The organism is Coriobacteriia bacterium (genome assembly GCA_013336165.1).
GTDB lineage: Bacteria > Actinomycetota > Coriobacteriia > Anaerosomatales > JAAXUF01 > JAAXUF01.
This window is the reverse complement of the sequence record JAAXUF010000013.1, coordinates 16,971-43,038: the sequence shown is the minus strand read 5'-3', so window position 1 is coordinate 43,038 and position 26,068 is coordinate 16,971. Positions and strand designations below refer to the sequence as shown.

Annotated in this window: 29 protein-coding genes; 27 read left to right on the top strand and 2 right to left on the bottom strand. The window is 61.9% G+C overall.

Features of this window, described 5'->3' with window-relative positions; genetic code table 11:
* The 3 genes from HGA39_08470 to HGA39_08460 all read left to right on the top strand — a co-directional run.
* Positions 1 to 408 (top strand): DUF4405 domain-containing protein (locus HGA39_08470; protein NTW29378.1); only part of this gene is annotated, 408 nt, incomplete at its 5' end.
* Between the two features lie 147 nt (positions 409 to 555).
* A complete protein-coding gene (locus HGA39_08465; protein NTW29377.1) occupies positions 556 to 1,749 on the top strand; it encodes a 4Fe-4S binding protein in 1,194 nt (397 codons plus the stop codon).
* Complete coding sequence (locus tag HGA39_08460) at positions 1,739 to 2,410, top strand: molecular chaperone TorD family protein (protein ID NTW29376.1); 672 nt, start codon at positions 1,739 to 1,741, stop codon at positions 2,408 to 2,410. The genes HGA39_08465 and HGA39_08460 overlap by 11 nt, the downstream gene beginning before the upstream one ends.
* Here HGA39_08460 and HGA39_08455 read toward each other — a convergent pair whose 3' ends face one another.
* Complete coding sequence (locus HGA39_08455; protein NTW29375.1) at positions 2,411 to 3,280, bottom strand: hypothetical protein; 870 nt, start codon at positions 3,278 to 3,280, stop codon at positions 2,411 to 2,413.
* A gap of 221 nt (positions 3,281 to 3,501) precedes the next feature.
* Here HGA39_08455 and HGA39_08450 point away from each other — a divergent pair, with 221 nt between their 5' ends.
* The 14 genes from HGA39_08450 to HGA39_08385 all read left to right on the top strand — a co-directional run bounded on the left by HGA39_08450 (position 3,502) and on the right by HGA39_08385 (position 17,485).
* Positions 3,502 to 3,726, top strand: coding sequence for a hypothetical protein (locus HGA39_08450; protein NTW29374.1), 225 nt, complete (start codon positions 3,502 to 3,504; stop codon positions 3,724 to 3,726).
* Between the two features lie 129 nt (positions 3,727 to 3,855).
* On the top strand, positions 3,856 to 5,142 hold the full coding sequence (locus HGA39_08445; protein ID NTW29373.1) for a homoserine dehydrogenase: 1,287 nt from the start codon (positions 3,856 to 3,858) through the stop codon (positions 5,140 to 5,142).
* 3 nt (positions 5,143 to 5,145) lie between these two features.
* Positions 5,146 to 6,063 carry a homoserine kinase gene (gene thrB, locus HGA39_08440; protein NTW29372.1) on the top strand — a complete coding sequence of 306 codons (918 nt, stop codon included), beginning with the start codon at positions 5,146 to 5,148 and terminating at the stop codon, positions 6,061 to 6,063.
* Positions 6,064 to 6,163: 100 nt separating this feature from the next.
* Positions 6,164 to 6,964 (top strand): metallophosphoesterase, encoded by an 801-nt coding sequence (locus HGA39_08435; GenBank protein NTW29371.1) that lies wholly within the window; start codon positions 6,164 to 6,166, stop codon positions 6,962 to 6,964.
* Positions 6,961 to 8,304: a 2,3-diphosphoglycerate synthetase gene (locus HGA39_08430; protein NTW29370.1), complete on the top strand. Its 1,344-nt coding sequence runs from the start codon at positions 6,961 to 6,963 to the stop codon at positions 8,302 to 8,304. Before HGA39_08435 ends, HGA39_08430 begins: the two co-directional genes overlap by 4 nt.
* A gap of 5 nt (positions 8,305 to 8,309) precedes the next feature.
* Positions 8,310 to 9,245 carry a 2-phosphoglycerate kinase gene (locus HGA39_08425; protein ID NTW29369.1) on the top strand — a complete coding sequence of 312 codons (936 nt, stop codon included), beginning with the start codon at positions 8,310 to 8,312 and terminating at the stop codon, positions 9,243 to 9,245.
* 13 nt (positions 9,246 to 9,258) lie between these two features.
* A complete protein-coding gene (gene fsa / locus HGA39_08420; protein ID NTW29368.1) occupies positions 9,259 to 9,921 on the top strand; it encodes a fructose-6-phosphate aldolase in 663 nt (220 codons plus the stop codon).
* Entirely contained in the window at positions 9,918 to 11,282 is a 1,365-nt protein-coding gene (locus HGA39_08415) for a transcription termination factor Rho (protein NTW29367.1), read from the top strand. The genes fsa and HGA39_08415 overlap by 4 nt, the downstream gene beginning before the upstream one ends.
* A 192-nt stretch (positions 11,283 to 11,474) precedes the next feature.
* Positions 11,475 to 11,996: a GtrA family protein gene (locus tag HGA39_08410; protein ID NTW29366.1), complete on the top strand. Its 522-nt coding sequence runs from the start codon at positions 11,475 to 11,477 to the stop codon at positions 11,994 to 11,996.
* A 6-nt stretch (positions 11,997 to 12,002) separates the two neighbouring features.
* Positions 12,003 to 13,589 (top strand): NAD(P)/FAD-dependent oxidoreductase, encoded by a 1,587-nt coding sequence (locus tag HGA39_08405; protein NTW29365.1) that lies wholly within the window; start codon positions 12,003 to 12,005, stop codon positions 13,587 to 13,589.
* A 51-nt stretch (positions 13,590 to 13,640) separates the two neighbouring features.
* Positions 13,641 to 15,158 carry a hypothetical protein gene (locus HGA39_08400; protein ID NTW29364.1) on the top strand — a complete coding sequence of 506 codons (1,518 nt, stop codon included), beginning with the start codon at positions 13,641 to 13,643 and terminating at the stop codon, positions 15,156 to 15,158.
* Positions 15,159 to 15,257: 99 nt separating this feature from the next.
* Positions 15,258 to 15,677, top strand: coding sequence for a 50S ribosomal protein L31 (rpmE, locus tag HGA39_08395; GenBank protein ID NTW29363.1), 420 nt, complete (start codon positions 15,258 to 15,260; stop codon positions 15,675 to 15,677).
* A 124-nt stretch (positions 15,678 to 15,801) separates the two neighbouring features.
* The gene (locus HGA39_08390; GenBank protein NTW29362.1) at positions 15,802 to 16,485 is read left to right on the top strand and encodes an FAD-dependent thymidylate synthase; all 684 of its coding nucleotides are present in this window, start codon (positions 15,802 to 15,804) and stop codon (positions 16,483 to 16,485) included.
* Between the two features lie 82 nt (positions 16,486 to 16,567).
* Positions 16,568 to 17,485: a DUF1385 domain-containing protein gene (locus tag HGA39_08385; GenBank protein ID NTW29361.1), complete on the top strand. Its 918-nt coding sequence runs from the start codon at positions 16,568 to 16,570 to the stop codon at positions 17,483 to 17,485.
* Here the strand turns inward: HGA39_08385 and HGA39_08380 are convergent.
* Positions 17,482 to 18,207, bottom strand: a complete 726-nt coding sequence (locus HGA39_08380; protein NTW29360.1) for a Crp/Fnr family transcriptional regulator — start codon at positions 18,205 to 18,207, stop codon at positions 17,482 to 17,484. The genes HGA39_08385 and HGA39_08380 overlap by 4 nt on opposite strands.
* 142 nt (positions 18,208 to 18,349) lie before the next feature.
* Here HGA39_08380 and HGA39_08375 point away from each other — a divergent pair, with 142 nt between their 5' ends.
* From HGA39_08375 to HGA39_08330, 10 genes are all read left to right on the top strand, one after another.
* Complete coding sequence (locus HGA39_08375; GenBank protein NTW29359.1) at positions 18,350 to 18,778, top strand: nitrous oxide-stimulated promoter family protein; 429 nt, start codon at positions 18,350 to 18,352, stop codon at positions 18,776 to 18,778.
* Positions 18,779 to 18,852: 74 nt separating this feature from the next.
* Positions 18,853 to 19,920, top strand: a complete 1,068-nt coding sequence (gene prfA / locus HGA39_08370; protein ID NTW29358.1) for a peptide chain release factor 1 — start codon at positions 18,853 to 18,855, stop codon at positions 19,918 to 19,920.
* Positions 19,921 to 19,931: 11 nt separating this feature from the next.
* The gene (gene prmC, locus HGA39_08365) at positions 19,932 to 20,822 is read left to right on the top strand and encodes a peptide chain release factor N(5)-glutamine methyltransferase (GenBank protein ID NTW29357.1); all 891 of its coding nucleotides are present in this window, start codon (positions 19,932 to 19,934) and stop codon (positions 20,820 to 20,822) included.
* A gap of 38 nt (positions 20,823 to 20,860) precedes the next feature.
* A complete protein-coding gene (locus tag HGA39_08360; protein ID NTW29356.1) occupies positions 20,861 to 21,502 on the top strand; it encodes a threonylcarbamoyl-AMP synthase in 642 nt (213 codons plus the stop codon).
* A gap of 70 nt (positions 21,503 to 21,572) precedes the next feature.
* Positions 21,573 to 22,010 (top strand): ribose 5-phosphate isomerase B, encoded by a 438-nt coding sequence (gene rpiB, locus HGA39_08355; GenBank protein NTW29355.1) that lies wholly within the window; start codon positions 21,573 to 21,575, stop codon positions 22,008 to 22,010.
* 42 nt (positions 22,011 to 22,052) lie between these two features.
* Positions 22,053 to 23,300 carry a serine hydroxymethyltransferase gene (locus tag HGA39_08350; GenBank protein NTW29354.1) on the top strand — a complete coding sequence of 416 codons (1,248 nt, stop codon included), beginning with the start codon at positions 22,053 to 22,055 and terminating at the stop codon, positions 23,298 to 23,300.
* A gap of 57 nt (positions 23,301 to 23,357) precedes the next feature.
* Entirely contained in the window at positions 23,358 to 24,008 is a 651-nt protein-coding gene (gene upp / locus HGA39_08345) for a uracil phosphoribosyltransferase (GenBank protein ID NTW29353.1), read from the top strand.
* Positions 24,009 to 24,027: 19 nt separating this feature from the next.
* Positions 24,028 to 24,489, top strand: coding sequence for a cytidine deaminase (locus HGA39_08340; GenBank protein ID NTW29352.1), 462 nt, complete (start codon positions 24,028 to 24,030; stop codon positions 24,487 to 24,489).
* Positions 24,486 to 25,586 (top strand): undecaprenyl/decaprenyl-phosphate alpha-N-acetylglucosaminyl 1-phosphate transferase, encoded by a 1,101-nt coding sequence (locus tag HGA39_08335; GenBank protein NTW29351.1) that lies wholly within the window; start codon positions 24,486 to 24,488, stop codon positions 25,584 to 25,586. Before HGA39_08340 ends, HGA39_08335 begins: the two co-directional genes overlap by 4 nt.
* 145 nt (positions 25,587 to 25,731) lie before the next feature.
* Positions 25,732 to 26,067 (top strand): hypothetical protein, encoded by a 336-nt coding sequence (locus tag HGA39_08330; protein NTW29350.1) that lies wholly within the window; start codon positions 25,732 to 25,734, stop codon positions 26,065 to 26,067.
* Position 26,068 lies beyond the last annotated feature (1 nt).

Sequence of the window (26,068 nt, the reverse complement as noted above, 5' to 3'; positions counted from 1 at the left end):
GTGAGCCTCGGCGTGCTCCTCGTGGCGCTCGTGCACACGATCCTTCACTGGGACTGGACGACAGATACCCTCAGACGCTTCGCCGGCAGGCTCTCGGTGGCCTCCCGCTGGAACCTGGTCATCGACGGCGTCCTCTTCGTCTCGCTCATGGTCTGCATGCTCTCCGGGATCATGGTGTCTCGGCATGTGCTCATCGCCTTCGGCCTCTTCGCACCGGGCTACTTCGTGTGGAACCCTCTGCATTCCATCTCGGCGACGGTTCTGCTGGCGGCAGTGATCGTGCACCTCGCTATGCACTGGAAGTGGATCGCTGTGGCGGTGAGGAGCCGGGTGATCGATCCGATCCGGGGAAGAGTCGGGACGGATGCGGGGGAGGCGAGCGAGGATACGGTGCGCGAGGCGTCGTGACCGTATCATTTTCCTCCCCATGGCGCGTCAAGTTGGAGTGTTATTCGCTGATCCGGTACTAAATAGAGTGGCGTGATATGCGAATTTCGTGAACCCGCTCATACTGGTGACAGGACCTCTGACTTCGAGGAAGGGATGAGCTGCGGCTTGAGTAGTGTATTCGCCCCAATGGGAGTGCAAGATCTCGTGCTAAACCCGTCCCGCTGCTTGAATCAGCGCAGAGCCGATTCAAGTTGTCGTTATTGTCAACACGTATGCCCAAATGGGGCAATCCGTTTCGTAGGACAGGATGTCGTTCTCCAGCGTTCGAAGTGCATAGGTTGTGGCGTATGTATCGCTGCTTGTCCGATGGAGGCCTTTTCCTCTCGAAGTTGGTCCGAACATGAGCTGGTGGAAGCGGTCAGAAAGCGTTCCGGTATATCCGTAGAGATAACCTGTCCTAGGTTTGAGGCTGAGTACGGACCGCTTCCGGGGGCGGAAAGAACCACGGTCTGTCTGCGTGCATACTCTCCGGGCGCCCTCTTTGAGGCCGCGCTTAACTATAGCGTCATACTCAGAGTTGATGCCTGCAAGATTTGCGATTGCGTAAAAGGAAGGTCTCTTCTGAAAACCAATGTCCGCTTGGCGGATACTTGGATTGAGGCGTTGACAAGTCGCAGGGGACGTATCTCGTGCAGTGAAGGAACGGCAGCGGATTCCCTCAACGTGGGGGGCTCAGATTCCGCGCAAGAACCACCTGTGGATCTGCGTGCCCATGGTCGCGATTTCCGCGTAGGATTTGCTCGGCAGGGATCACTTCTGTTTTCGGCATTTCGTGAGGTTGAGCGTCGGTCGCACACGGCGAACCGGTCGGTCAGGCAGCGCCTTACGGCACAGCATGTACCGAAATGGAAACAGCGTTTGCGCACGACATGGCTGGGCGACAGGAGAACCGCAGGGGTTAGCACAGTCTGGCCTGCGCTCAAGGTCAATACATCTGCGTGTCTCGCTTGCGGGGTCTGCCGCCAGTTTTGTCCCACCGGAGCGATTGAACAACGTATTGAGGACGGAGAATTCAAGACCTTCTATACGCCAGGGTTGTGCGCGGATTGCGGCCTCTGTGCGATGTCCTGTACGGGACAGGCAATCGTGCGTGAATATGGCATAACGGCGGATCCATTTGAGGAGCGGGCCATCCTGAGCGAACCCGCAATCGTGTGCGAACGGTGTGGAGCCCCCACCTTTGCACGCGATGGAAGCCTTTGCCATTGGTGTGCCAGTGAGCCTAGGATCGGCGAACTGATGGAGTCGGTCAAACAGATAATGCGTGAGAGCAAAGAGAAGAAGAGTTGTGAACGATAAGCAGGGCCACGACATACAAAGCAGCGAGCTCGCTCTCTATTTCTCGCAGCAGGCCGTGGAACGTGCCAGGAGCTACCACCAATTGGCAAACATGTTGGTCTATCCGGACGACGTCATTAGGCGCTCGTTCGTCGAAGGCTCGCTTCGGGAGCAGTGTGTGCTTACGGCCCAAGAGTCGAGTGATGAGTCTCTTGCTTCATATGTCTTTCGTGCGGGAGACGTCGAGGATATTTCGAGCGAAGACCGGCGCTTTCATGAGCTGCGTGTCGAATACACCCGGCTGTTTTGCCAGACCCCTCTTGTAGTCAGCCCCTACGGTGCCGACTACGCGGAGTATCAGGGTGAAGAGCTTGCAGTACAACGCTGCTACAAACAGCTAGGTCTCGTCAGCCGCTCTGATTTTCGGGAGCGTGCTGACCATATTGCTTCCGAGTTCGACTTTCTCTTCTATCTTGCGCACGCTGAGGCACTTGCTTGGGGACAAGGCGACCACGAAGAGGCACGCGAGTGGCAGAACCTCGAACGTGATTTCCATTCAAGCCATTTGGGAGAGTTTGCAGCGAGTTTCTCCGATGCCCTCGAGTGTGCGACGTCGGTTGACTACTACGTCTTTGTTGCACATCTCATCCGCGCCGCAATTGCCGACCCGTTCTTCTTGTGACTAGCTGAAGTGTCGTGTACCGCGGCGCAGCAATGAACAGATGCTTGTGAGGGCCGCAGCCGACTCCTCGTCAAGGTGAATGCCCCTCTCGAGCAACGCCTCCGCAAGGCGCGCTTTGAGTTCTGCACACAGCGGCATCCCGCGAGAGGTCAATATCAGCAGAAGTGAGCGACTTTCAGGGCTAGCGTCCTCGTGGGCGACAAGATCATGCTTCTCCAGCAATTCAAGGGTCGGCAAGGCGATTGTCTGCGACACGCCAAGATTCGATGGTATTTCGGCGAAATCCGCTTGTTGGTCATTGGCATCATCGAGCAGTAGAAGGATGGCGACTTCGGCGACCGTGAGGTCAAGGCTCATTGCAGCGTGAAAACAAGAGCTGGCGAAGAGGTGAACAGCGCAGACTGTGCGGTAGAACCGATGCTCTTCGGCGGCTGAAGCCAGACTGTCTGGAACCGCCGCAAGGTTGGCTAGCGTGTGGATGATTCCTTCGAACGTCGATTCCGGCAGAGTTGACCACAGCGCTCGCAGCCGAAGGTGAAGTGACCCAGCGATCAGGTCGTACCGTTCGATTCCTCGGTCGGTAGGAGACAGGGAAAATGCACGGCGATCACTTCGATCGCGGGTTCGCACCGCAAGGCCGGAACGTTCGAATTGACTGCATTTCGCGGCCACCACATCGACCGGCAGATCAAACTCACCTGACATGTGGCGCATCGGCGCGCCTGCAGGAGTCAGGGTCGCCCTTGACAGGATCAGATAGTCGGCAAGGCTCATATCGCCCACTCCACGCGTTTCGTAGTCCAGCGCACGATGCACCGTGAGCATGCCGGCGAAGATTGTGGATCGGATCAGTCGTTCTGAGGCTTCCACAGAGTAGTCCCATCAGTGGAGATCCTGGCATCAGTTCCGCAAAGCATAGCAGTACGAACTCGCCGCTGGAGCGGGCGTGCGCGCTTTCGAAAACGGCAGCTGCCCATATTTTCCCTCTCAAGTCTCCTTCATGACTCGCCGATACAAGGAGAGCGAACGTGATTGGAGCGCGTACGACAACGCGTCGCACCGCCAGAGCGTCATGAAAGGCGTGGGGAGCCATGAGGACAACAGAGAGCTTGAAGGAGCGTCAGGAGACCTACAACGTTTTCTTCTTCGAGCGTGGCGAGGAGTACGGTCCATATATCGTCAAGGCGGACAGCAGGCAGCTTGCCCTTCGCATCGCGTCGACACTGTTCGGCGGAGAGTATGTGACCCGCAATCCCAACGCGTATCCGCCGCGCTACGAACAGGTGCGCCTCGTTCCCATGCGGACGGCATCCTAGAGTACGAGTGAAGGTTTGCTTGAAGTCGCGGGGGAGACAACGCGACCCAGATCCTGTAGCTTCGCTACAATGAACGTCGCAGGTCAGAAGGGCCTGCGACGTTCATTGCGTTTTCTAGGAGGCAGTTCCATGCGCACCATCAAAGTCGGCCTCATCGGACTGGGTACCGTAGGCTCGGGGGTCGTTGAGATCCTGCGGCGCCACAGAGCAGATTTTGGACGTCGCGCAGGCGTCGACATCGAACTTGTTCGCTGTGCGGATCGCAACACGGCGCGTTTCGAAGGTCTCGGCTTGGCTGAGGGCGCTTGCACGACTGATGCGACGGACGTGATCAACGACCCGGAAGTCGACATCGTGATCGAGCTCATCGGCGGAACGGGTGTTGCCCGCGAGATCGTGCTGGCCGCGCTTGCTGCCGGCAAGAGCGTCGTCACCGCGAATAAGGCGCTGCTTGCGAGCCACGGCGAGGAAGTCATGCATGCCGCCGAGGCCAACGGCGTCGAGATCCTCTTCGAGGCTTCCGTCGGCGGGGGCATCCCGATCATCGCGCCGCTCAAGCACTCGCTCACCTCAAACGAGATCCATACGGTCATGGGGATCGTCAACGGTACCACCAACTACATGCTCACCCGCATGGCGCAAAACGGGCTCGACTATGAGGCGGCACTGGCTGAGGCTCAGGCAAAAGGCTTCGCCGAGGCCGATCCCAGCGCCGACGTCGACGGCCTGGACGCCGCGGCCAAGATCGCGATCCTCGCCTCCATCGCATTCAACAGCAGGGTCGTCCTGAGTCAGGTTTCGGCCGAGGGCATCCGCACGCTGGCCCCTCAGGACATCGCATACGCCAAGGAGATGGGTTACACCATCAAGCTGCTCGCCATCGCGCGGCGCACCGCCGAGGGCATCGACGTGCGCGTGCACCCGACCATGATCCGCTCGGATCACCCTCTGGCCGCGGTTAACGGTGTCTACAACGCCATCTATGTCGTGGGCGACGCAGTGGGCGAGACGATGTTCTTCGGCGAAGGCGCCGGTTCGCTTCCCGCCGCCTCGGCGGTTGTCGGCGACCTCATCGAGGAAGCGCGCCGCCTCCAGAGCGGCTGTGCACCGCTCGTGGGTTGCACCTGTACCGAGCACCTGCCTGTGCGCGACATCTCCGAGATCGCGACCGAATACTACGTCCGCCTCGAAGTCGCCGACAAGCCCGGCGTGCTCGCCGCAGTCGCCAAGGTGTTCGGGGACCACGAAGTCTCCATCGGCTCGGTTCTCCAGAAGCGTGCCGAGAACGGCGTCGCCGAGATCGTCTACGTGACGCACCTGGCTCTTGAGGCGGATCTGCGCGCCTCGCTGGCCGAGATCACCGCACTCGACATCGTGAGCAACATCGCTTCCGTGATCAGGGTCGAGGAACTCTAGGCCATGGGAGCCGCCGTCCTCGTCCCCGCCACTTCCGCCAACCTCGGCCCGGGGTTTGACTCGTTCGGCCTGGCGCTGGACCTGTCGAACCGGTTCGAGGCCGAACTGGCAGATGCGTGGAGCGTTGAGATCGAGGGCGAGGGCAAGGGCGTGCTGCGCCAAGACAGCGAGAACCGCATCGCTGTTGCGATGCGCCTCGTGTTCGAGGCGGTGGGTCGGCCGGGCCTGAAGGCGTCGATCGGCTGCCTGAACCGCATCCCGACCGGAAGTGGGCTGGGGTCGTCGTCGGCGGCCGTGGTGGGCGGGTTGCTCCTGGCTCAGGAACTCGTGGGCGAGGAGCTCGGGCAGCAGCGGCTGCTCGACATCGCGACCGAGCTTGAGGGACATCCCGACAACGTTGCCGCCGCATTCGTCGGCGGGTTCACGGTGTGCTGGACCGACTCGGGCGCACACCGTTTCGCCCGCTTCGAACCGGCGCGCGGCCTGGCGGCCGTCGTGATCGTGGGCCGCGGCGAGCTCGCGACGCGCGACGCCCGCGCGATGCTGCCGGACGCCGTCTCGCACGCCGACGCCGCCTTCAACGTCGCCCACGCCGGGCTGCTCGCGGCCTCGATCGCGACCGGACGCCCGGAGCTGCTCGGCTCGGCGCTTGCGGACCGCCTGCACGAGCCGTATCGCGCGGCAGCGGTTGCGGACCTGCAGGCCGTGCACGACATCCTTCGCGACTCGGGTGCCGCGGGAGTCGCGCTCTCGGGTTCGGGGCCGACGGTGATCGGCCTGGTCGCGGCCGGTACCGACGAGGAAGCGCACAGAATCGCCGAGGAGGTCGCAGACCGCGCCTCGTCGCGCATCGCGGAGCTGGGGACGCGCCGAGCACCTGTTGCGCTGCGCATCGACCGGACCGGCGCACGCGTGCTGTAGGCCGTTGACCGTTTTGCCTTCACAAGGGGAACATACCTCCTGATCCCAAGTCCGGCTGCATGACCCTTTCGACCTCATTTGGAGGCGAACACAAGGCGCCATGGGAGATTCAACGATAATCGCGCACATCTCCGATCTGCACTGCGGGTCGGTGTACCATATCCCCTCGCTTGCGTCTCGAGTGGTCGACGAGCTCAACGAACTCGATCCGGACGTGGTCGTGGTTACCGGCGATCTGACGGAGATGGGCTTTCGCGCCGAGTTCGAGCGGGCGCACCGTCTTATCGATCGTATCGAGTGCGAGAACAAGATGGTACTCATCGGCAACCACGATGCCCGCAATGTGGGAGACGTCCATTTCGAGGAACTGTTCGGGGCGAGGCGCGCCGAACTCACGCTGCCGCAGATGCGCATCATCGGCTTGGACTCGAGCGAGCCCGATCTTGACACCGGGCGGGTCGGCCGTGACGCCTACCACTGGATCGAGGAACGTCTCGGCATTGCCGAGAACGAGTTCAAGGTGGTCGCCATGCATCATCATCCGCTGCCGGTTCCGGGGACCGGGCGCGAACGCAACGTGGTAAACGATGCAGGCGATTTGCTCCGGGTCCTTTCAGAAAGTGGCGCCGATCTCGTTCTGTGCGGGCACAAACATGTGCCCAATGTCTGGCGTCTTGAGGACATGCTCATCGTCAACGCGGGAACCTGCTGCACGCATCGGCTGCGGGGGCGGGTGCGGCCCTGCTACCAGATCATCGAGGTTGTCGGCCGCAGCCAAGTACGCGTCTTTCAGAAGGAGCCGTTCGTCGACGCCGAGATCGTGGGCGAGTATGGCGGCATGCATGCGCGTGCGTGCGGGTGGCGCATGGAGGAGTTCGACGAGCCGGGGGAGGACGCATGAGCCGCGCGATCGCGCTCATCGATGGCGAGCACTACCCGCCGGTCGTCCGGTTCGCGCTCGACGAGCTTCGCCGAGAAGGCGAGGTGGTCGCGGCGGTGTTCGTTGGCGGCACGGAGAAGATCGACACGCAAGGCGCGGCAGCCGCGTACGGCGTGCCGGTCATCGGAGGGGGCAGCGCGCTGGAGGCTCTGGCTGCCGCGCTCGCGAGCACCGGCGCCGACGAGGTCGTCGACCTGTCCGATGAGCCGGTGCTCACGTCTGCCGACAGGTTCCGGTTCGCGTCGGTCGCCCTCGAGCACGGCGCGTCGTACCGCGGCGCCGATTTCGCCTTCACCGCCCCGCGTGAACAGGCCGTGACGCACACACCCACGCTGGCGGTGATCGGTACCGGCAAGAGAGTCGGCAAGACCGCAATCTCGGCCTACATCGCCCGGCAGCTGACCGCCGCGGGCACGGACCTCGCCGTCCTCGCGATGGGCCGGGGAGGTCCCGCCGAGCCGGAGCTGATCCACGGCGAGCGCGTACGCCTGACCACCACTGACTTGCTGGCGCTGGCGCATACGGGTGTGCATGCCGCGAGCGACAACTACGAAGACGCCGTCATGGCGCGGGTCACTACCATCGGCTGCCGTCGGTGCGGGGGTGGCATGGCGGGGGAGACGTTCTTCAGCAACGTGCCGCAGGGTGCGGTACTAGCCGATTCTCTCGGCAAGGAACTGCTGCTGCTGGAAGGCTCAGGCGCTGCGATACCGCCGGTGCACGCGGACGCGACGATCCTGGTGATCGGCGCCGACCGAGGTGAGACATACGTGCGCGACTACTTCGGCCCATACCGCCTCGCGCGCGCCGACCTCGTCGTGCTCGCTTCCGCCGAGGAGCCGCTGGTCGACGCCGCGGCTCTGCAGCGCCTGCGCGCGGCAATCGTCGAGCAGCGCCCCGATCTGCCGGTCGTCGCGACCACGTTTCGCCCTGCCCCGATCGAACCTGTCGCCGGCCGGCGCGTCTTCTTCGCAACGACCGCACCCCGCCGGGTGATCGGCGGGCTCGTCTCGCACCTCGAAGCCGAGTACGGCTGCCAGGTGGTCGCGGTGAGCACGGCCCTTTCGGACCGGAGACGCCTTCGTGCTGAACTCGATCTGGCCGCGGGCACGTTCGACGTTCTGCTCACGGAGCTTAAGGCCGCTGCCATAGACGTGGTCGCCGAGGCGGGAGCACGCTTGGGTGTGCCGACGGTGCTCTGCGACAACGTTCCGGTCGCGGTGGACGGCTCGGACCTGGACGCACGTACGGCGAGCGTGGCTCAACTCGCTATCGCCCGTGGACTTCGGAGGAGGGGGTAGCAGACGTGGACGAATCCCATCCCGCGCCCATCAGCATCTCCGGAACGACTCACTCGCTGCCGTTCTCGAAGGGCCTGTTGGCTCAGTCGCTGACGGCCACCGGATTGCCGCCGGCTGAGGCGTATGCGATCGCCCAGTCCATCCAGGACCAGTTGCGGGCCGATCACGAAACAAGAGTCTCCCTCGAGCGGGTTCGCGAGATTGCGGCGGAGTACCTGGAACGCCTCGCTCCAGCGCAATATGCGCGGCGATATCGGCGTCTTGGCAGCATCGCGCGGCTTGATCGTCCGCTGATAATCCTGATCGGCGGTACCACGGGGGTTGGCAAATCGACAATCGCAACGGAAATCGCGCACCGGCTCGGTATCACAAGGATTTCCTCAACAGATTCCATTCGACAGGTAATGCGTGGTATATTTACTCAAGACCTCATGCCCACCATCTACGAAAGCGCGTTCTCGGCGTGGCGGGGTCTGAGAGTTCCGGTGCCGGAGGGTGCCAATCCCGTGATCGTCGGTTTTCGCGAACAGACCTCTGTCGTCACGACCGGCGTGAAAGCACTGATAGAGCGGGCGGTGCTTGAGGGAATCTCAATGGTCATCGAGGGCGTTCATCTCGTTCCAGGCTACCTTGACCCCAAACAATTCGAGGGCACGCGGGTGATTCAGCTTGTCGTGGCCGTCGAAGACGAAGAAGCACACTTGAGCCACTTCTTCATCCGGGAAACCCAAAGCAAGGGGAGTAGGCCGCAGGAGCGATATCGCTCGGAGTTCGGCAACATACGTCTGCTTGGAACGTACATCGAGGAACTTGCACGCGAGCGGGGCATACCGGTGATCTGCAGTCATGAGCTCGACAGCACAGTGGAAGACGTGCTGGAGTACGTGCTTTCTGCGGCGGAGAACGACAAAGGGCCGGGACTCGGCCTCACACAACTTTAGGAGGATCTGAAACGTGAAGTTTTTCCTGGATACGGCGGACATCGCCGAAATCGAGGAAGCAGCCAGCTGGGGCGTGCTTTCCGGTATCACCACCAACCCCACACTCTACTCCCGCGTCGGGGGAAAGCTTTCCGACTTCCCGGCTCACATCGCGCGCATCTGCTCGATCATCGATGGGCCCGTTTCTGCCGAGACGGTTGGGCTGGAGCGTCACGAGATCGTGCGTGAGGGCCTCCAGCTGGCCGAGATCGCTCCCAACGTGGTGGTGAAGGTTCCGACGATGCCGGAGGGTCTCGCCGCGACTCGTGAACTGTCCCAGCGCGGTATCAAGGTCAACATGACCCTGTGCTTCACAGTGCCGCAGGCTCTTCTTGCCGCGCGGTCCGGAGCCTCGTACGTTTCGCCGTTCGTGGGCAGGTTTGACGACATCAGTGAAGACGGTATCGCGCAGCTCGCGGATGTCGTGGGCGCCTTGAACAACTACGATTTCGGCCACCAGGTCGAAGTCATCGCCGCGTCCATCCGCAGCGCCAACCATGTGACGCAAGCGGCCCTCGTAGGCGCCGACATCGCGACGGTTCCCTTTGCAGTTCTGAAGAATCTGGTGAAGCATCCGCTCACCGATCGCGGCCTCGAATCATTCCTGGCCGACTGGGAGAAAGTGAAGAACGCATGAGCGCACGTCCTCGCAAGAGAAGCCGCCGGGGCACCGGGACACCGCAGGAAGCGGCCCCCACTCAGCAACCGGCGATCAAGCGTGAAGAACTCGAAGCCAAGACGGTGCCCGAGCTTCGCGCCATGGCTGCCGAGTTGGGCATCGACACCAAGCCGATGAAGCTCAAGAACGACGTCATCAACGCCGTCTTCTCAGCTCTCGAGGTCAAGGTCAAGTCTGAGGGCTTCATCGAGATCACCGGCATCCTTGATGTTCTGCCGGAAGGCTACGGCTTCATCCGCACGGATGGCTACCTGCCGGGTGACCACGACGTCTACGTCTCGATGTCGATCATCCGTCGAAACGAACTGCGCCGAGGTGACTACATCCTGGGCCAGGTCCGGCCGCCCAAGGACAACGAGAAGTATCCGGCGCTCCAGCGCATCGACTTCATCAACGAGCGCGAGCCCGCCACCCTGAAGGGTCGCCCACGATTCGCCGATCTCACGCCGGTCTATCCGGATGAGCGCCTGCGCATGGAGCACGGCAGGGAGTTCCTGACCGCACGCACCATCGACATGGTGGCTCCGATCGGCAAGGGTCAGCGCGGGCTCATTGTCTCGCCTCCCAAGGCCGGCAAGACGACCGTGCTCAAAGACATCGCCGCGTCAATCTCGGCGAATAACCCCGAGGTGTTCCTTATGTGCCTGCTCGTTGACGAGCGGCCCGAGGAAGTCACCGACATGGAGCGCTCGATCCACGGAGAGGTCGTCTCCTCGACGTTCGACATGCCCAGCGAGCAGCACATCGCGGTCGCCGAGCTCGTCATGGAGCGCGCAAAGCGCCTCGTCGAAAGCGGTCGTGACGTCGTGATCCTGCTCGACTCGATCACGCGTCTGGCTCGTGCGTACAACCTCGCCACTCCTGCAAGCGGGCGCATCCTCTCCGGAGGTGTCGACTCCCAGGCACTCTATCCGCCCAAGAAGTTCTTCGGCGCGGCGCGCAACATTGAATTCGGCGGCTCGCTCACGATCCTTGCGACCGCGCTCGTCGACACCGGATCCAAGATGGACGAGGTCATCTTCGAGGAGTTCAAGGGCACCGGCAACATGGAGTTGCGCCTCGACCGCGGCCTTGCCGACAAGCGCATCTTCCCGGCCATCGACGTCATCACGTCGGGTACCCGCAAGGAGGAACTGCTGCTCGAGCCGACAGAGGCGCCGTTCGTGTGGGGTGTGCGCCGCATTCTCCACGGCATCGACAACCCGGAGCGCGCCATCGACATGCTCATCAAGGGGCTTAAGCAGACCGAGAGCAACCAGGAGTTCCTCACCCGCATGGCCAAGCAGGCGCAAACCAAGGGCAACGGAATGGACTTCTAGGTCACACTCGACAAGCGGAAACCAGTGTTCCTGTAACGCCCGGAGACGGGCGTTACTTGTTTCTGGGGGCGTTTGCTTAGGGGTCGTACTCCCCGTGATGTAGGCAGCTTTGCGCCGGTGGGCTGACGCATTCTCGGGTGCGGAGTGTGATCCTAGAGAGGTTGGGGGAGTATATGGAGCGAGAGAGCTTCGATGGCTGCCCGGCATGCGAGGCTAGGTGGTCTCGGCGGCGGGCATGGAGATAATGCGGTTTCACCGCGACTGAGCTGTAGAAAAGCCATGAAGTATGCAGAAGTTGAAGATTTGACCCACACACTGACTGCTAAGAAAAGCACAGTGCGAGGCGAGATGATGCGCTACGCGCTGGTTTCGGTTCTGGCGTTGGCGGCCGATCTGGGTTCGCTCCTGTTTTTCACGGAGATTATGCATGTCCACTATTTGATTTCGGCGACGTTGGCATTTTGCCTTGGAATTGCGGTCAACTACGCGTGCAGTCGCACTTGGGTGTTCCAGCCCAGCAAGCACTCCAGACAATGGATTGAGTTCGCGATCTTCCTGTTGGTCGGTGTGACGGGTCTGGGTCTGAACAATCTGATCATTTGGCTTCTTACGGCATTCGGCCACCTCTTCTATTTCTATTCGAAGCTGGTAGCAACGGGTGTTGTGTTCTTCTGGAACTTCTTTCTCCGAAAGTACCTTATCTACAGCTCATAGTCGGGAGTGGATGTAGTGAAGGACAGGCAAACGGCGGTAATCATCGGGGCGGGCCCCGCAGGACTTACGGCCGCGTATGAGCTGCAGCGTCAGGTAGGGATCAAACCGATCATCTTCGAAGGCAGTGGGGAGATCGGCGGCATCTCAAAAACGGTGGAGTTCAAGGGAAACCGCATTGATATCGGTGGACATCGTTTCTTCTCGAAGTCGGATTGGGTCATGCGGTGGTGGGCCAACATCTTGCCGATTCAGGGTTCACCGGTATCAAATACGTTCGCACAGTATCAAGGCAGTGAGCAGAAGCGGACGGGCGAGGAAGGCCCCGACCCTGACGAGACCGATCTGGTGTTGCTGGTGCGCAGTCGCTTGAGTCGGATCTACTATGGTGGCAAGTTCTACAACTACCCGGTCACGCTTGATGCGCAGACCATCAGGAATCTCGGATTCATGCGCCTGGCGAAAATGGGCCTGAGTTACGGTGCGATCAAGCTGAAGCCTCGCCGTGAGGAGAACCTCGAAGACTTCTACATCAACAGGTTCGGCCGCGAGCTGTACGACACGTTTTTTCGTGACTATACGGAGAAGGTGTGGGGCGTGCCTGTCAGGGACATTGCCGCGAACTGGGGTGTCCAGCGCGTGAAAGGACTGTCGATTCGCGGAGCCGTGATGCATGCGATCAAGACGCAGCTCGGCCTCAAGCGCGATGACATCGGGCAGAAGGGCGTGGAGACGAGCCTGATTGAGTATTTCCTCTACCCGAAGCTGGGGCCCGGTCAGATGTGGGAACAGGTCACCAACTTGGTGCAGCAGTCGGGTGGCGAGGTGTGGATGAACCATGTTGTCACCAAGGTTCACGCCGAGCCGGGGCGAATCTTGGCGGTGGATGTGCTTGACACCGAAGCAGGCGTGACCAGCCGCGTGGAGGCGGACCATTTCTTCTCAACCATGTCGATCAAAGATCTGATCGCCGCCTTTGAGGGAGTTGAGATCCCGGACGAGGTATGCGCAATTGCGGAAGGACTTCCGTATCGCGATTTCATAACAATCGGAATACTAGCCACAGAGTTGCGGATCAGGGGCCAGGTCGGCCAGGGCAGTGATATCGTTCAGGACAACTGGATCTATATCCAAGAGCCACAGGTCAAGGTCGGACGACTCCAGATCTTTAACAACTGGAGCCCGTATATGGTTGCAGACGAAACGAGCACCTGGGTTGGCATGGAATACTTCTGCGACGAAGACGATGCCATGTGGTCGAAGTCCGATGAGGAGATGAGCAGCTTCGGCATCGCGGAGTTGGCCGAAATCGGGATCCTCGATCCGGACAAGGTGCTCGACGCCACCGTCATTCGGGTGAGGAAGACCTATCCGGCCTACTTCGGCACCTATGTGCACTTCGACAAAGTGCGAGAATTCGCCGATTCTTTTGAGAACCTCTTTCTGATCGGGCGTAATGGACAGCATCGTTACAACAACCAGGATCACTCGATGCTCACCGCAAAGGAAGCCGTTACAAATGTCGTCACCGGCCGACGAGACAAAGAGAACATATGGAACATCAACCTTGAGCAGGAGTATCACGAGGAGAAGTAGCTTGGGGACTTCGAGCAGCCCCTGTACCGTGGGTCTCGGAGGAGCCGCGTCGTGAGAATCAAACGAATCGGACAGTTCTTTGCTGCCGGTTTCTTTTTGCTTCTGGCGAAAAAACGATCAGTCGCGCTTCTGCTCGGCACGTTGGCTGGCTCAGTTCTCGTGAGATTGCCGTATATCGTGTGGCCTGCGACTGTTGACTGGGACGAGAGCACGTTCTATCTCATTGCCAGTCGAATCGTTCGCGGAGAGCTTCCGTATACCACCACGTTTGAGAACAAGTCACCTCTGACCATGGTACTACAGGCTACTCCGATGCTGTTTGGCATCACCGATCCCCATCTGCTGCGCCTGTGTGCTGCGCTCGCGCTCGGTCTGGCACTGTTCATGTTGGTGACATCATGTTTGCCAGATGCTCCGACCATCTGGCAACTGTCTCTGGCGTTGGCGGCGAGCGTTCTGTACGTCGCGATTCCCGGAGGGTTCGGCTGGATGACCGAGCTGAACATCATATTCGGGTTCTCGGTTGCGTGGCTCTTGGCATCCCGACATCTTGATGGGCGGCATGTCCCCCCAGTGCTGTTTGGTGTTGTGATTGGGCTGCTGCCTTTGATTCGGACTAACTGGGCCGTTGTCGCACTCGTCATGCTGATTGCCGTACTGGTGAGGGTATGGAAGACCGGCGGAGCTTTCAGATTGATCTTCGGTGCGGCTACTCCGACGCTTGTCGTGGTCGTTCTCTACGCAGCAGCGGGGCAGCTCCCGGCGTTGATTGCGGGCGCCGTCCGGCTGCCGGCGGCTCTGGCAACGTCAAGTGATCCCATCGGGCTGCCGGCCTACATGGGAGGACTCCTCGCCGTCGCCGTCATCCTGTTGGCGATGAGCTGGCTGGTGCGGTTGCGCCGGAGGGAACGCGGCGGCGCTGGGCGCGACCTGCTTCTGGTCGCCTTGGCCGCAGCGGTCGCCTTGGGTGCCCTGTTCCAAAGCCCTGACTACGCCCATCAGTCTCTGCAGATGGTGCCGTTTGTCCTGCTCGGCGCCGGGCGATTGACGGCGGCCCTCCTGGACGAGCGGACTTCGCGCTTCAAGTTCGGGCTGCAGATGACGGCCGTGACCCTGCTCGTTGTGTGTGCGGTGGCAATCCCAACGTACGTCGCGACATGGCGCTCTCCCAGCATCTCTGCCGCAGCTGCCTCGGAAGAGGTGATCGTCAATGCCGTGGGCAGTATCCCCGGCATAGGCGACAAGAGTGTCTGGGCAATGGACAGCCACTATCTCTACTACCGCTTGGGCAAACTCCCGATCAGCCCGATTGCGGCCCACCCATGCCTTCTGACTTCCGAACCCGCTCTTGCTGTTTACTATGGGGAACCCGTGACGGCAGCAGAGTCGATTCGCCGCATGTTTGCGCTCGACCCCGACGTGATCGTGATATCGCGATTCAGATGGTGGCCGGGGAGCTCTACGGAAGCGGACGAGGCACGGAATCTGCTTGAGACGCACTACCAAAAGGACACGAGTCTCGGTGATGGGGTTGATGTGGAGATCTGGATCCGTCAGGACACTCTTTGAGTCGATCTGCGCATTGCCTGCCCGAATACCCGGTGTTACACTAGCGCGGTTGTCCCCAAGCTTGGTCGGAAACCAAGCTCACGTATGAGGAGTTACCAGATGAAGTCAGGAATCCACCCGCAGTACGATGAAGCAATCGTCCATTGTTCTTGCGGCAACACGTTTACGACTCGCTCGACGAAGTCCAAGCTCTCCGTCGAACTGTGCTCAGAGTGCCATCCGTTCTACACCGGCAAGCAGAAGTTCGTCGACACCGGCGGACGTGTTCAGCGCTTCTCCGACAAGTTCGGTAATGCCGCTGCCTCAGTCCTGCAGAAGGAGGCCGCCGACAAGAAGGCGCGCCAGGCCGCTGCCGACGAGGCTGCAGTCGCTGCCAAGAAGATCCGCGAGGCCAAAGAAGCCGAGAAAGCCGTCGCCGCTGCGAAGGTCGACAAGGCCGCTCAGCGCGAGACCCGTGTCGACAAGTTCGAGGTCGCCGAGACCGCCGAGGTCGTCGACGCAGAGACCGCTGCCGAGTAGTTCGTGGCGCGCCGCGCATACGCTGTATAGAATGGGAGGTGGGGAGACCCGCCTCCCATTGTTTTGTCCGCTCTCGGCTTGACCGACGCAGTCGTATCGACCGGAAGACTTGGGAGTCTTGCGCATGGATGTTCGCCTGCTCTCGCACACGCCCGATCCGCAGCGCGCCATCGCCGCGGCCGCGCGGCTGTGCTACGCGCCTGTCGGCGCGGCGGAACTGCTCGAGAACATGAGCGATGACGCTGTTCGCAGAGTCCTCAAGACCATCATCGCGAGCGGCCACACCTCGGCTCTCGAGCATGCCAGCTACACGTTCGCCATCGACGGCGTGTCCCGCGCGTTGACCCACCAGCTGGTACGCCACCGGATCGCAAGCTTCAACCAGCAGTCGCAGCGCTACGTCTCCTACGCCGAGAAGCCGGTCTTCGTCGTGCCGCCGAGCGTTGCCGGCGACCCCGAGGCGCTCTCCCGGTTCGAAGCTGCGACCTCCTCGGCGTTCTCGGCGTACCGCGAGCTCATCGATTCTGGTGTGGCTCCCGAGGACGCGCGCTACCTTCTGCCAAACGCCATGGAGACCAAGATCGTCGTCACCATGAACATACGCGAGTTGCTGCACTTCCTGACGCTGCGCTGCTGCAAGCGCGCCCAATGGGAGATCCGCGAGCTCGCGCTTGCGATGCTCGAACTCGCCGAGCCAACCGCTCCCTACATCTTTCTGGATGCCGGCGCGGCATGTCGGCGCACAGCGTGTCCCGAAGGCAAGATGACGTGCGGCGACCCCTACCCGAAAGCACTCAAACGTGACTGACACGACGCAAGACTCGGCTCTCGACTTTGACGGCCCGATCACCCATACCCACATCGGCGGACAGGCGGTGCTCGAGGGCATCATGATGCGCGGCCGCTACAACTGGGCGGTCGCCGTACGCGGAGGCGACGGTGCGGTCCATGTCGAGGAACACGATCTGCCGAGCGGCTCGGCGAAGCGCGCTTGGATGCGCTGGCCGGTAGTGCGCGGAGTCGTGGCGATGGTGGAGACATTCGCGCTCGCGATGCGCGCGTTCTCGATCTCGGCCAGCCTCGCGGGCGATCCGGACGAGGAGCCTCTCTCCACGAAGGAGATCAATATCACCCTGCTTCTGGGGGTCGGCCTCGCAGTGGTGATCTTCATCCTGCTTCCGGCGGGACTCACGAACCTTGCGGTCGGATCGGCAGCCGAGAAGCCGTTCCTGTGGAGCATCGTGGACGGAGTGCTGCGCGTTGTGGCGTTCTTCGCCTATCTGTGGGCCATCGGCCGCATGAAAGACATCCAGCGCGTCTACGCCTACCACGGCGCCGAGCACAAGACGATTCACGCCTACGAGCACAATCTGCCGCTGGAGACCAAGATCATCCAGCACTATGACACCCTGCATGTGCGCTGCGGCACGTCGTTCCTGTTGATGGTGATGATCGTCGCGATCATCGTGTTCTCGCTTACACCGGTCAAGGCGATTGCGGCGGCTCTCGGCGTACATGGCAGCCTCGGATCGCTGGGTATCGCCATCCTAGCCCGTCTTGTCCTGCTGCCCGTTGTTGCCGGCCTTGCGTATGAGATCACCGTGAAGTGGGCCGGGAAGCGTCCCGACAACCCACTGGTCAAAGTGCTCCTGTGGCCAGGGCTGAAGCTTCAGCGAATGACCACCAACGAGCCTTCTGACGACATGATCGAGATCGCCGTCGCCGCCATGCAGCCGATCATAGCGCGCGAAGAGCGCGAGAAGGCGGCGTCCGCGGAGGATCCTGCACAGCAAGCAGACCTGACCTAGGCGCCTTCGCCCTCGGTGTAGCCGCTCGCGAGTTCCGCCAGGGCGTGCACGTCGAACACGGTGACGCGCTGACCCTGCACCTCGAGCACGCCGTCATCACGCAGCTTGGCGAATGCTCGCGAGAGCGACTCTGCGGTCGTGCCGAGGGCCGTTGCGAGTTCACCCTTCTTGATGCCCAGATCGACATCGAGCCCGCCGCGAACGGGCTTGCCCGTTTGCAGAGCTCGCTGGAAGAGATAGCCGGCCACACGGCTCGGCACATCGAGGGTCAGCGTGGAGACCACAGACGTGAAGTTGACCACCCGGTTTGCGAGGTCGGTGATGAGCGTTCGCGCGATGGCGGGCTCCTCGTCGAGCAGTGTGTACAACGATTTGGCGGGTACGGACGCGATAGTGCCCGACGTTGCGGTTTCTATGTTGGCGGGGAAGCGACTTTGCGCCAGTGCCGCGACGGCAGCCACCGGATCGCCGGTCTCGGCGGTCTCGAAGGTGATCTGGCGGCCGCTGGCATTCAGGTGATAGATGCGTACGCGTCCGGCGACCACCAGGAAGAAGCGTTCGGCAGCCTCGCCTTCGCTCGCGAGGACTTCGCCGCGTGCGACGTCACGCACTGTAGCGGTGGTCGCCAGGCGGGCGACGGCATCGTCGGAGGCGCTACGCCACAGCCGGCACGCCCGAAAGGCGGACCAGACATCAGGACGGACAGTGGCCGGGGCGGTCATGATGGATCCTCTCGGCGGGCGTGGCGATGGTCTTGCGGGGTCGAGTCTACCGCATTCTTCGGCACGCCTTGATGCGCGTCAAAGCGCGAGCGCGCTTCTTCATGTACCGTGCCTTCAGGGCGACAATCATCGGGAGGCTGGATTGAGCGAGCGGTTCGAGAGACGGATGGGCGAGGTCGGCGTTGCGCGCGATGCCGCGACGGTGGCCGGTCTCATGCGCATCTGGTGCGACGCTCATCATGCCGAGCGCTCTCGCGACACGGTCCGGACGCCCACCGCGCTGCTTGGCGTATACGGACGCCGGACGCCGGTGCTGTGCTCCGAGTGCCAAGCGCACCTCGCGTACGCCGAGCAGCGCCTCGTGCACTGCCCCAAGGATCCAAAGCCTTTCTGCTCCCACTGCGATATCCACTGCTACAGCGCGACCGAGCGAGAGTGGCAACGCGCGATGATGCGCTACGCGGGGCCACGTTCGATCTTCAGGGGCCATGCGCTCGAGGCGATCCGTCACATGTTTGAGGGGTGGATTGCCGGGAGACACACAGAGAGGCGTCGTCGCGAGGAGTCTTGAGAGGCGCTCTCCTCGGTTCGTGTTACGATTCACGGCTGTAGAACCTCCTCAAACATCCAAGGACTTGAAACCCTATGCGCGAGAAACTTGAGCAGATCCTAGCCGCCTACGAAGAGCTGACGTCTCGGCTCGCCGACCCGGCGGTGATGTCGGACCAGAAGGAGTACGGTCGCCTTGCCAAGGCGCACCGTGCGCAAGAGCCGCTTGCCGAGAAGGCCCGCGAGTACATCGCCGTATGCGATGAGCTTGAGCAGGCCAAGGAGGTTCAGCGCAACGAGACCGATCCCGAGATGAAGGAGTTCGCCGCCGAGGAGATCAAGGAACTCGAGCCGCGTATCCCTCAGCTTGAGGAAGAGCTCAAAGTCATGCTCCTCCCCGGGGACCCCAACGACGGCAAGGACATCATCGTCGAGATCAGGGCAGGCGCCGGCGGCGACGAGGCGGCGATATTTGCCGGCGACCTCTACCGCATGTACCTGCGCTACGCCGAGCTCCAGAAGTGGAAGACCGAGGAGATCGACTCGAGCGAGAGTGAATCCGGCGGCTTCAAGGAAGTCTCCTTCCGCGTGCGCGGCGACAAGGTGTACTCGAAGATGAAGTTCGAGTCCGGCGTGCACCGCGTTCAGCGCGTACCGGCGACCGAATCACAAGGGCGCATCCACACATCAACCGCGACTGTCGCCGTCCTGCCCGAAGTCGAGGACGTCGAGATCGAGATCAATCAGGGCGACCTGCGCATCGACGTGTACCGGGCCAGCGGCCCGGGCGGCCAGTCGGTCAACACGACCGACTCGGCGGTGCGCATCACCCATCTGCCCACGGGCACAGTCGTGCAGTCGCAGAATCAGAAGTCGCAGCTCCAGAACAAGGAAGCGGCCATGCGCGTCTTGCGCGCCCGCCTCTACGAAGTGGAGCTTGAGAAGCAACAGAGCGAGCTCGGCGCTCAGCGTCGCAGTCAGATCGGCTCGGGCGACCGCAGCGAGAAGATCCGCACGTACAACTATCCTCAGGATCGCGTGACCGATCATCGCATCGGGCTGACCGTGCACAACATGCCCGGGATCATGGCCGGCGAGATCGACGCGCTTGTCGAAGGTCTCATCGCAGCCGATCGGGCCGAGCGGCTCTCCGCAGCGGTATAGGGAATCGGCCGATGTCTCCCGAGCAGGTTTGGAGCGTCAAGGCCGCTCTCGGCTGGACGCAGACCTACCTCGCCGAGAAAGGCGACGTGTCTCCCCGCCGCAGCGCTGAGTGGCTTCTGTCCGCCGCGACCGGCCTGTCCCGCGTAGAGCTGTACGCCTACTATGATCGCCCGCTTTCGGCAGACGAGCGCACCAGCCTTCGCGAGGGAGTTCGGCGCCGCGCGGCAGGGGAGCCGCTGCAGTACGTGACCGGAGAGGTCGCGTTTCGCCACATCGTTCTCAAAGTCCGTCCCGGGGTGCTGATCCCCAGGCCGGAGACTGAGGTGCTGGTGGACGCCGGACTGCCCGCTGCACGCGAGGCGGTTGCCGCCCGGGGTGAGGCGCTTGTGGCCGATCTGTGCACAGGATCCGGCTGCATCGCGCTTTCGCTGGCCTCGGAAGTCGAAGGGGCTCGCGTGTTTGCGACCGATCTGTCGCCGACCGCCGTTGAGGTCGCCATCTCCAACGCCGAGAGGCTCGGCCTCGGGAACCGTGTGACCGTCTTTGAGGGGGACCTTTTCGCGCCGCTGCCGCAGGAACTTCTCGGCGGCCTCGATCTTGTGATCGCGAACCCGCCGTACATCCCCACATCCGACATGGCCGAGTTGCCGGCCGAAGTGGCCGGTTTCGAGCCGCATCTGGCGTTGGACGGGGGTGCCGACGGGCTGGCGATCTACCGTCGGATTCTCTCAGATGCGAGGGCATGGCTTAGGGTGGGCGGGATTCTTGCGGTAGAGCTTGATGTAAGTCGTGTGAAAACTGCAGCGCTCGAGGCTCAAGAGTGGTATGAAGAGGTAAGGGTTGTTTCTGACCTGACCGGCCGCGGGCGCATCGTCACCGCACGGTGGGGCAAGACAACCTGAACGTCTCGGTCAGGGCAGACTCAAGGAGGCGCTTCAAGATGTCAAAGACCTACCACATCGATTCGGAGAACCCCAACGCAGAAGTGATAAACCTTGCCGCCACGGTGCTCCGTGACGGCGGACTCGTGGTTTTTCCCACCGAGACCGTATACGGTCTCGGTGCGCTTTCGGATTCAAAATTTGGCGCGCAGGAGATCTTTGAAGTCAAAGTACGGCCGTTTGACCAGCCTCTGCCCTGGCTTGTAGAGAACGAAGATGCACTGGACATTTATGGGGTCGACGTCCCTGAGTACGCCCACCGGCTCGCGAAGGCGTTCTGGCCCGGACCGATCACCCTGGTTGTGAAGGCATCCGAGCGTGTCGGTCGCGATTTCCGCGCGCCCGACGGCACCATCGCGCTGCGTTCGCCGGACCATGAGGTTGTCGTTGATCTGATTCGCATGGCTGGTGGCCCGATCATCGCGACAAGCGCGAACACTCACGGCAACCCGGCGCCCGGCTCCTTTGCCGATATCGAACTCCGGATCATCCAAGCCGCCGACGTCGTGCTGGACGGGGGAGAGACGAGGCACCAACTCGCCAGCACCGTAGTCGACTGCACGGGTTCGGAGCCCAAGGTCCTGCGCGAAGGTGCGATTCCTGCCGAGGAAATTCTCGCGACGGCATCGGGCGGCAACTAGCCCGCCGAGCAGTATCCTGCGGTACAATCGGCACATTCACTGCCCGCGAGATGAGGACAGGTCTTTTCTTATGCGCGTTGTCATAGGTAGCGATCATGCAGGGTTTGACCAGAAGGAACTCATCAAGGCCCATCTGATTGCCGGGGGATACGAGGTCGCTGACGTCGGCACGGATGCCTCCGACGTATCGGTCGACTACCCCGATTTCGCCATCGCGGTGGGGACAGCTGTCGCGAACGGCGACGCCGACCGCGGCGTGCTGGTGTGCGGCACGGGCATAGGCATGGCGATCGCGGCGAACAAAGTGCGAGGAGTACGGGCCGCCAACGCGACCGTTCCGGAGTTCGCTCGGCTCGCTCGTGAGCACAACGACGCCAACGTGATCGCGGTATCGGCCCGTTTCGTGTCAGAAGCGACCAACGCCGAGATCGTCGATGCGTTCCTCGGCACAGACTTCGCCGGCGGCAGGCACCAGCAACGCGTGGACAAGATAACCGCCGCGGAATAATCCGCGGACATCAAGCGTCTTCTTAGAGAGGAAGCAACGAGCATGGCTTTGAAGTACATTCCGGCACAGGACGCGGAAGTCGCCGCCGCAATCGACGCGGAACTGGCTCGCCAGCGCGGGACCATCGAGCTCATCGCTTCCGAGAACTTCGTGTCCATGGCCGTCCTTGAGGCTGCCGGCACCGTGCTCACCAACAAGTACGCCGAGGGCCTTCCCGGCAAGCGCTACTACGGCGGCTGCGAGAAGGTCGACATCGTCGAGAACATCGCCCGCGACCGAGCCAAGCAGCTCTTCGGCGCCGATCACGCTAATGTGCAGCCGCACGCCGGCGCGCAGGCCAACATGGCCGTCTACTTCGCCGCGCTGATGCCGGGCGATACCGTCCTCGGCATGAACCTGGCTCAAGGCGGGCACCTCACGCACGGCTCGCCGGTCAACTTCTCCGGCAAGTGGTTCAATATCGTGCCCTATGGCCTGAATCCCGAGACCGAGACCATCGACTACGAAGAGGTCGAGCGTCTGGCCAAGGAGCACCGTCCCAAGATGATCATCGCCGGCGCATCGGCGTATCCGCGCATCATCGATTTCGAGAGGTTCGGCGCAATTGCGGGCGAGGTCGGCGCCGTACTCATGGTCGACATGGCTCACATCGCCGGCCTTGTCGCCACGGGCGCACATCCGTCGCCCGTGCCGTACGCCGACTTCGTGACTTCGACATCACATAAGACGTTGCGCGGTCCGCGAAGCGGTTTCGTGCTCTGCAAGGCCGAGCATCAGGCTGCGCTGGACAAGGCCGTCTTCCCGGGGCTGCAGGGCGGACCGCTCGAGCACGTCATCGCTGCGAAAGCTGTTGCGTTTGGCGAGGCGATGAAGCCGGAGTTCTCGGCATATATCCACCAAGTGGTCGTCAACGCGAAAGCCATGGGCAATGCGATGGCGGAGTGTGGCCTGCGCCTGATCTCGGGCGGTACCGACAATCACCTCCTCCTGGTGGACCTTCGGCCGGCTGACATCACCGGCAAGGACGCCGAGAAGCTCCTCGAGGAAGTCGGCATAACCACAAACAAGAACGCGATCCCCAACGATCCCGCAAGCCCGTTCGTGACAAGCGGCATCCGCGTCGGCTCACCTGCGATCACAACCCGCGGGTTCACCGAAGGCGAGGCACACACGATCGGATGCCTCGTCGCTCAGACTGTGTTCAACCGCGAAAACGCCTCGGCGCTCGATGACGTGCGCGCGCAGGTCGCCTCACTGCTCGAGAAGCACCCGCTGTACCCGGAACTCTAGGCGCACCTGCTTGCGATCACCGTCTGCCATACCTGACAAGGAGCACGAGGAGCAGCAATGGCCCAGTTCGCCGACTATGCCAACGTCACCGTCGTCGACCACCCGCTGGTTCAGCACAAGCTGACCATCCTGCGCGATGCGAAGACGGGTTCGAAGCAGTTCCGCGAGCTCGTGAAAGAGCTCGCGATGTTGGAAGCCTACGAGGCGACTCGCGGCTTCCAGCTCGCCGAGACCTCCGTGACCACTCCGGTTGCCGAGACGACATCGTATGTCCTTGCCGGCAAGAAGGTCGCCGTCATCCCGGTGCTCCGGGCGGGACTCGGCATGGTCGAGGGCATCCTCGAGCTCATCCCGGCGGCGCGCGTCGGTCATATCGGCCTGTACCGCGATCCCGTGACGCTCCAGCCGGTCGAGTACTACTGCAAGCTGCCTGAGGACATCGCCGAGCGCGACGTGCTGATCGTCGACCCGATGCTTGCAACCGGCGGCTCGGCATGCGCCGCCATCGAGTTTCTCCGCAGGAAAGGCGCCCGTGAGATCAACCTGCTCGTGATCATCGCCGCGCCCGAAGGTATCGAGGAAGTCATGAAGCACTGCGACAGCAACGTTCACATCTACACGTGCGCTATTGACGACCACCTGAACGACCACGGCTACATCGTGCCCGGTCTCGGCGATGCGGGCGACCGCCTATTCGGCACCAAGTAACCGGCAGGGGAGCCACATCATGCCGAGACCTTCCTGGGACGCATACTTCATGGCCATAGCCGAGCAGGTCTCCGGCCGCTCGACCTGTCTGCGCCGCAGTACCGGCGCGGTGCTGGTCAAAGACAAGCGCATCCTGGCCACCGGCTACAACGGCGTTCCGGTCGGTCTCGCGCACTGCGAGGACGTCGGCTGCATCCGGGAACAGCGCGCGATCCCTTCCGGCAGCCATCATGAGCTCTGTCGCGGCATCCATGCCGAGCAGAACGCCGTGATCCAGTCGGCCAAGTACGGTATCGCGATGGATGGTGCGACCGCCTACTGCACGCACCAACCCTGCGTCCTATGCGCGAAGATCTTGCTGAACGCCGGTGTGGTCGACATCGTGTTCCGCGAGCCGTATCCCGATCCGCTCTCGGAGGCCCTGCTTGCCGAGGCCGGCGTGATACCCCGTCGCTTCGCCGCCGAGGACGCCGAGTTGTGAGCATCCGCCACTATGCATTCCTGGCGCTCGTAGCAGCTGTCGTCACACTGCTTGTGACGCCCCTCGTGCGATGGCTCGCGCTCAAGCGGGGATTGGTGCACTACCCTGGTCGCCGAGACGTGCACACCAAGCCGGTACCCAGACTTGGCGGAGTCGCGATTTTCGTCGGAGTTCTAGCTGCTATCGCCGTCCAGGCCCTTGGCGAGATATATCTCGGCTGGGGTGGCACCATCACGGGTGGAGGCACCGTTCAAACGAAGATGGTGGGGGTACTCCTCGGTTTTGCAGTCATCTTCATGGTTGGACTGATCGACGACCTCAAATCGCTGTCGCCGGGCTGGAAGTTCCTTGGCACGCTTGTGGCCGCGACGGTGCTGGTCGTATCGGGCCTGAAGATTGAATACATCGGCAATCCGTTCGGCGGCGGTCTGGTCGCGCTTGGGATCCTTGCGGTGCCGATAACGATCGTCTATGTCGCGGCCTTCTCCAACATCATCAACCTGATTGATGGTCTTGATGGTCTGGCTGCGGGCATCACTGCGATCGCCGCCATGAGCCTGCTCGTTATTGCTGCTCAAGGCAACCGCCTTGAGGCCGCGGCTGTGGCTGCGGCTGTGATCGGCGCGTCGGTCGCGTTCCTTCGCTACAACTTCAATCCGGCGTCGATCATCATGGGCGACTCGGGGGCGCTGTTTCTCGGGTTTGCGCTCGCCAGCATATCGCTGATGGGCGTTCTCAAGTCGACGGCCGCCATCGCCTTGGCGGTACCGCTGTTGATCGTCGGTGTACCGATCTTTGATACGGCGTCGGCCATCGTACGCCGGCTTGTGCACCGCCGCCCGATTCACGAAGCCGACAAGGGCCACATCCATCACCGTCTACTCGGCCGTGGGTTCAACCAGCGGCAGACCGTTCTCATCATCTATGTGTGGTCTGCCGCGCTGGCTGTTGGGGGCTGGGCCGTCAGGTATGCGACGACGTCGCTCAAAGTGGCTGCGGTTGTGGCGCTGTTCGGCATCACAGGTTTCATGGCCTATTGGCTGGGCCTCTTCGAGATCGCGCAGCATTCAGACGGCGATACGCGAAGCGACGAGTAAATATGTCTTCTTCATTCGGTGAAGAAGTCGAGAATGTGTTGTGGCAGCGCAGTGGTTCGGTTACTATAGCCGTGCCGTCGGCCGTTGCAGGCTGGCGACTCCCGGAAGCGTGGGTATGGGTAAGGGTCGAAACCGGAGCTGGTAAGTGCTAGTGCAACTTCTCACGACGCCATGGTTTGCTGTGCCGTTTGGACTTGCGATCGGTCTTGGTTTGCTGGCTCCACTCATCTGGTCTACTCGACTGCCCGCGCGGGGGAAATCTGACATTGGGTTCATTGTGGTCATGGGCGCCGTTTTTGGCGGCATGATCATCGCCTTTATACTGCTGCTTGGCTACCGCATGATAGCGCCAGCAGGGTCCGCATACTTCGGGCTCTCTCTGGTCGGTGCGTATGTGCTGGCAACCGGGGTGTACACGGTTATCAGCATCATGAGGTATGCCAAGCCGGGCAACGAGTTGCCGAAAGAGACGAGGAGATAGC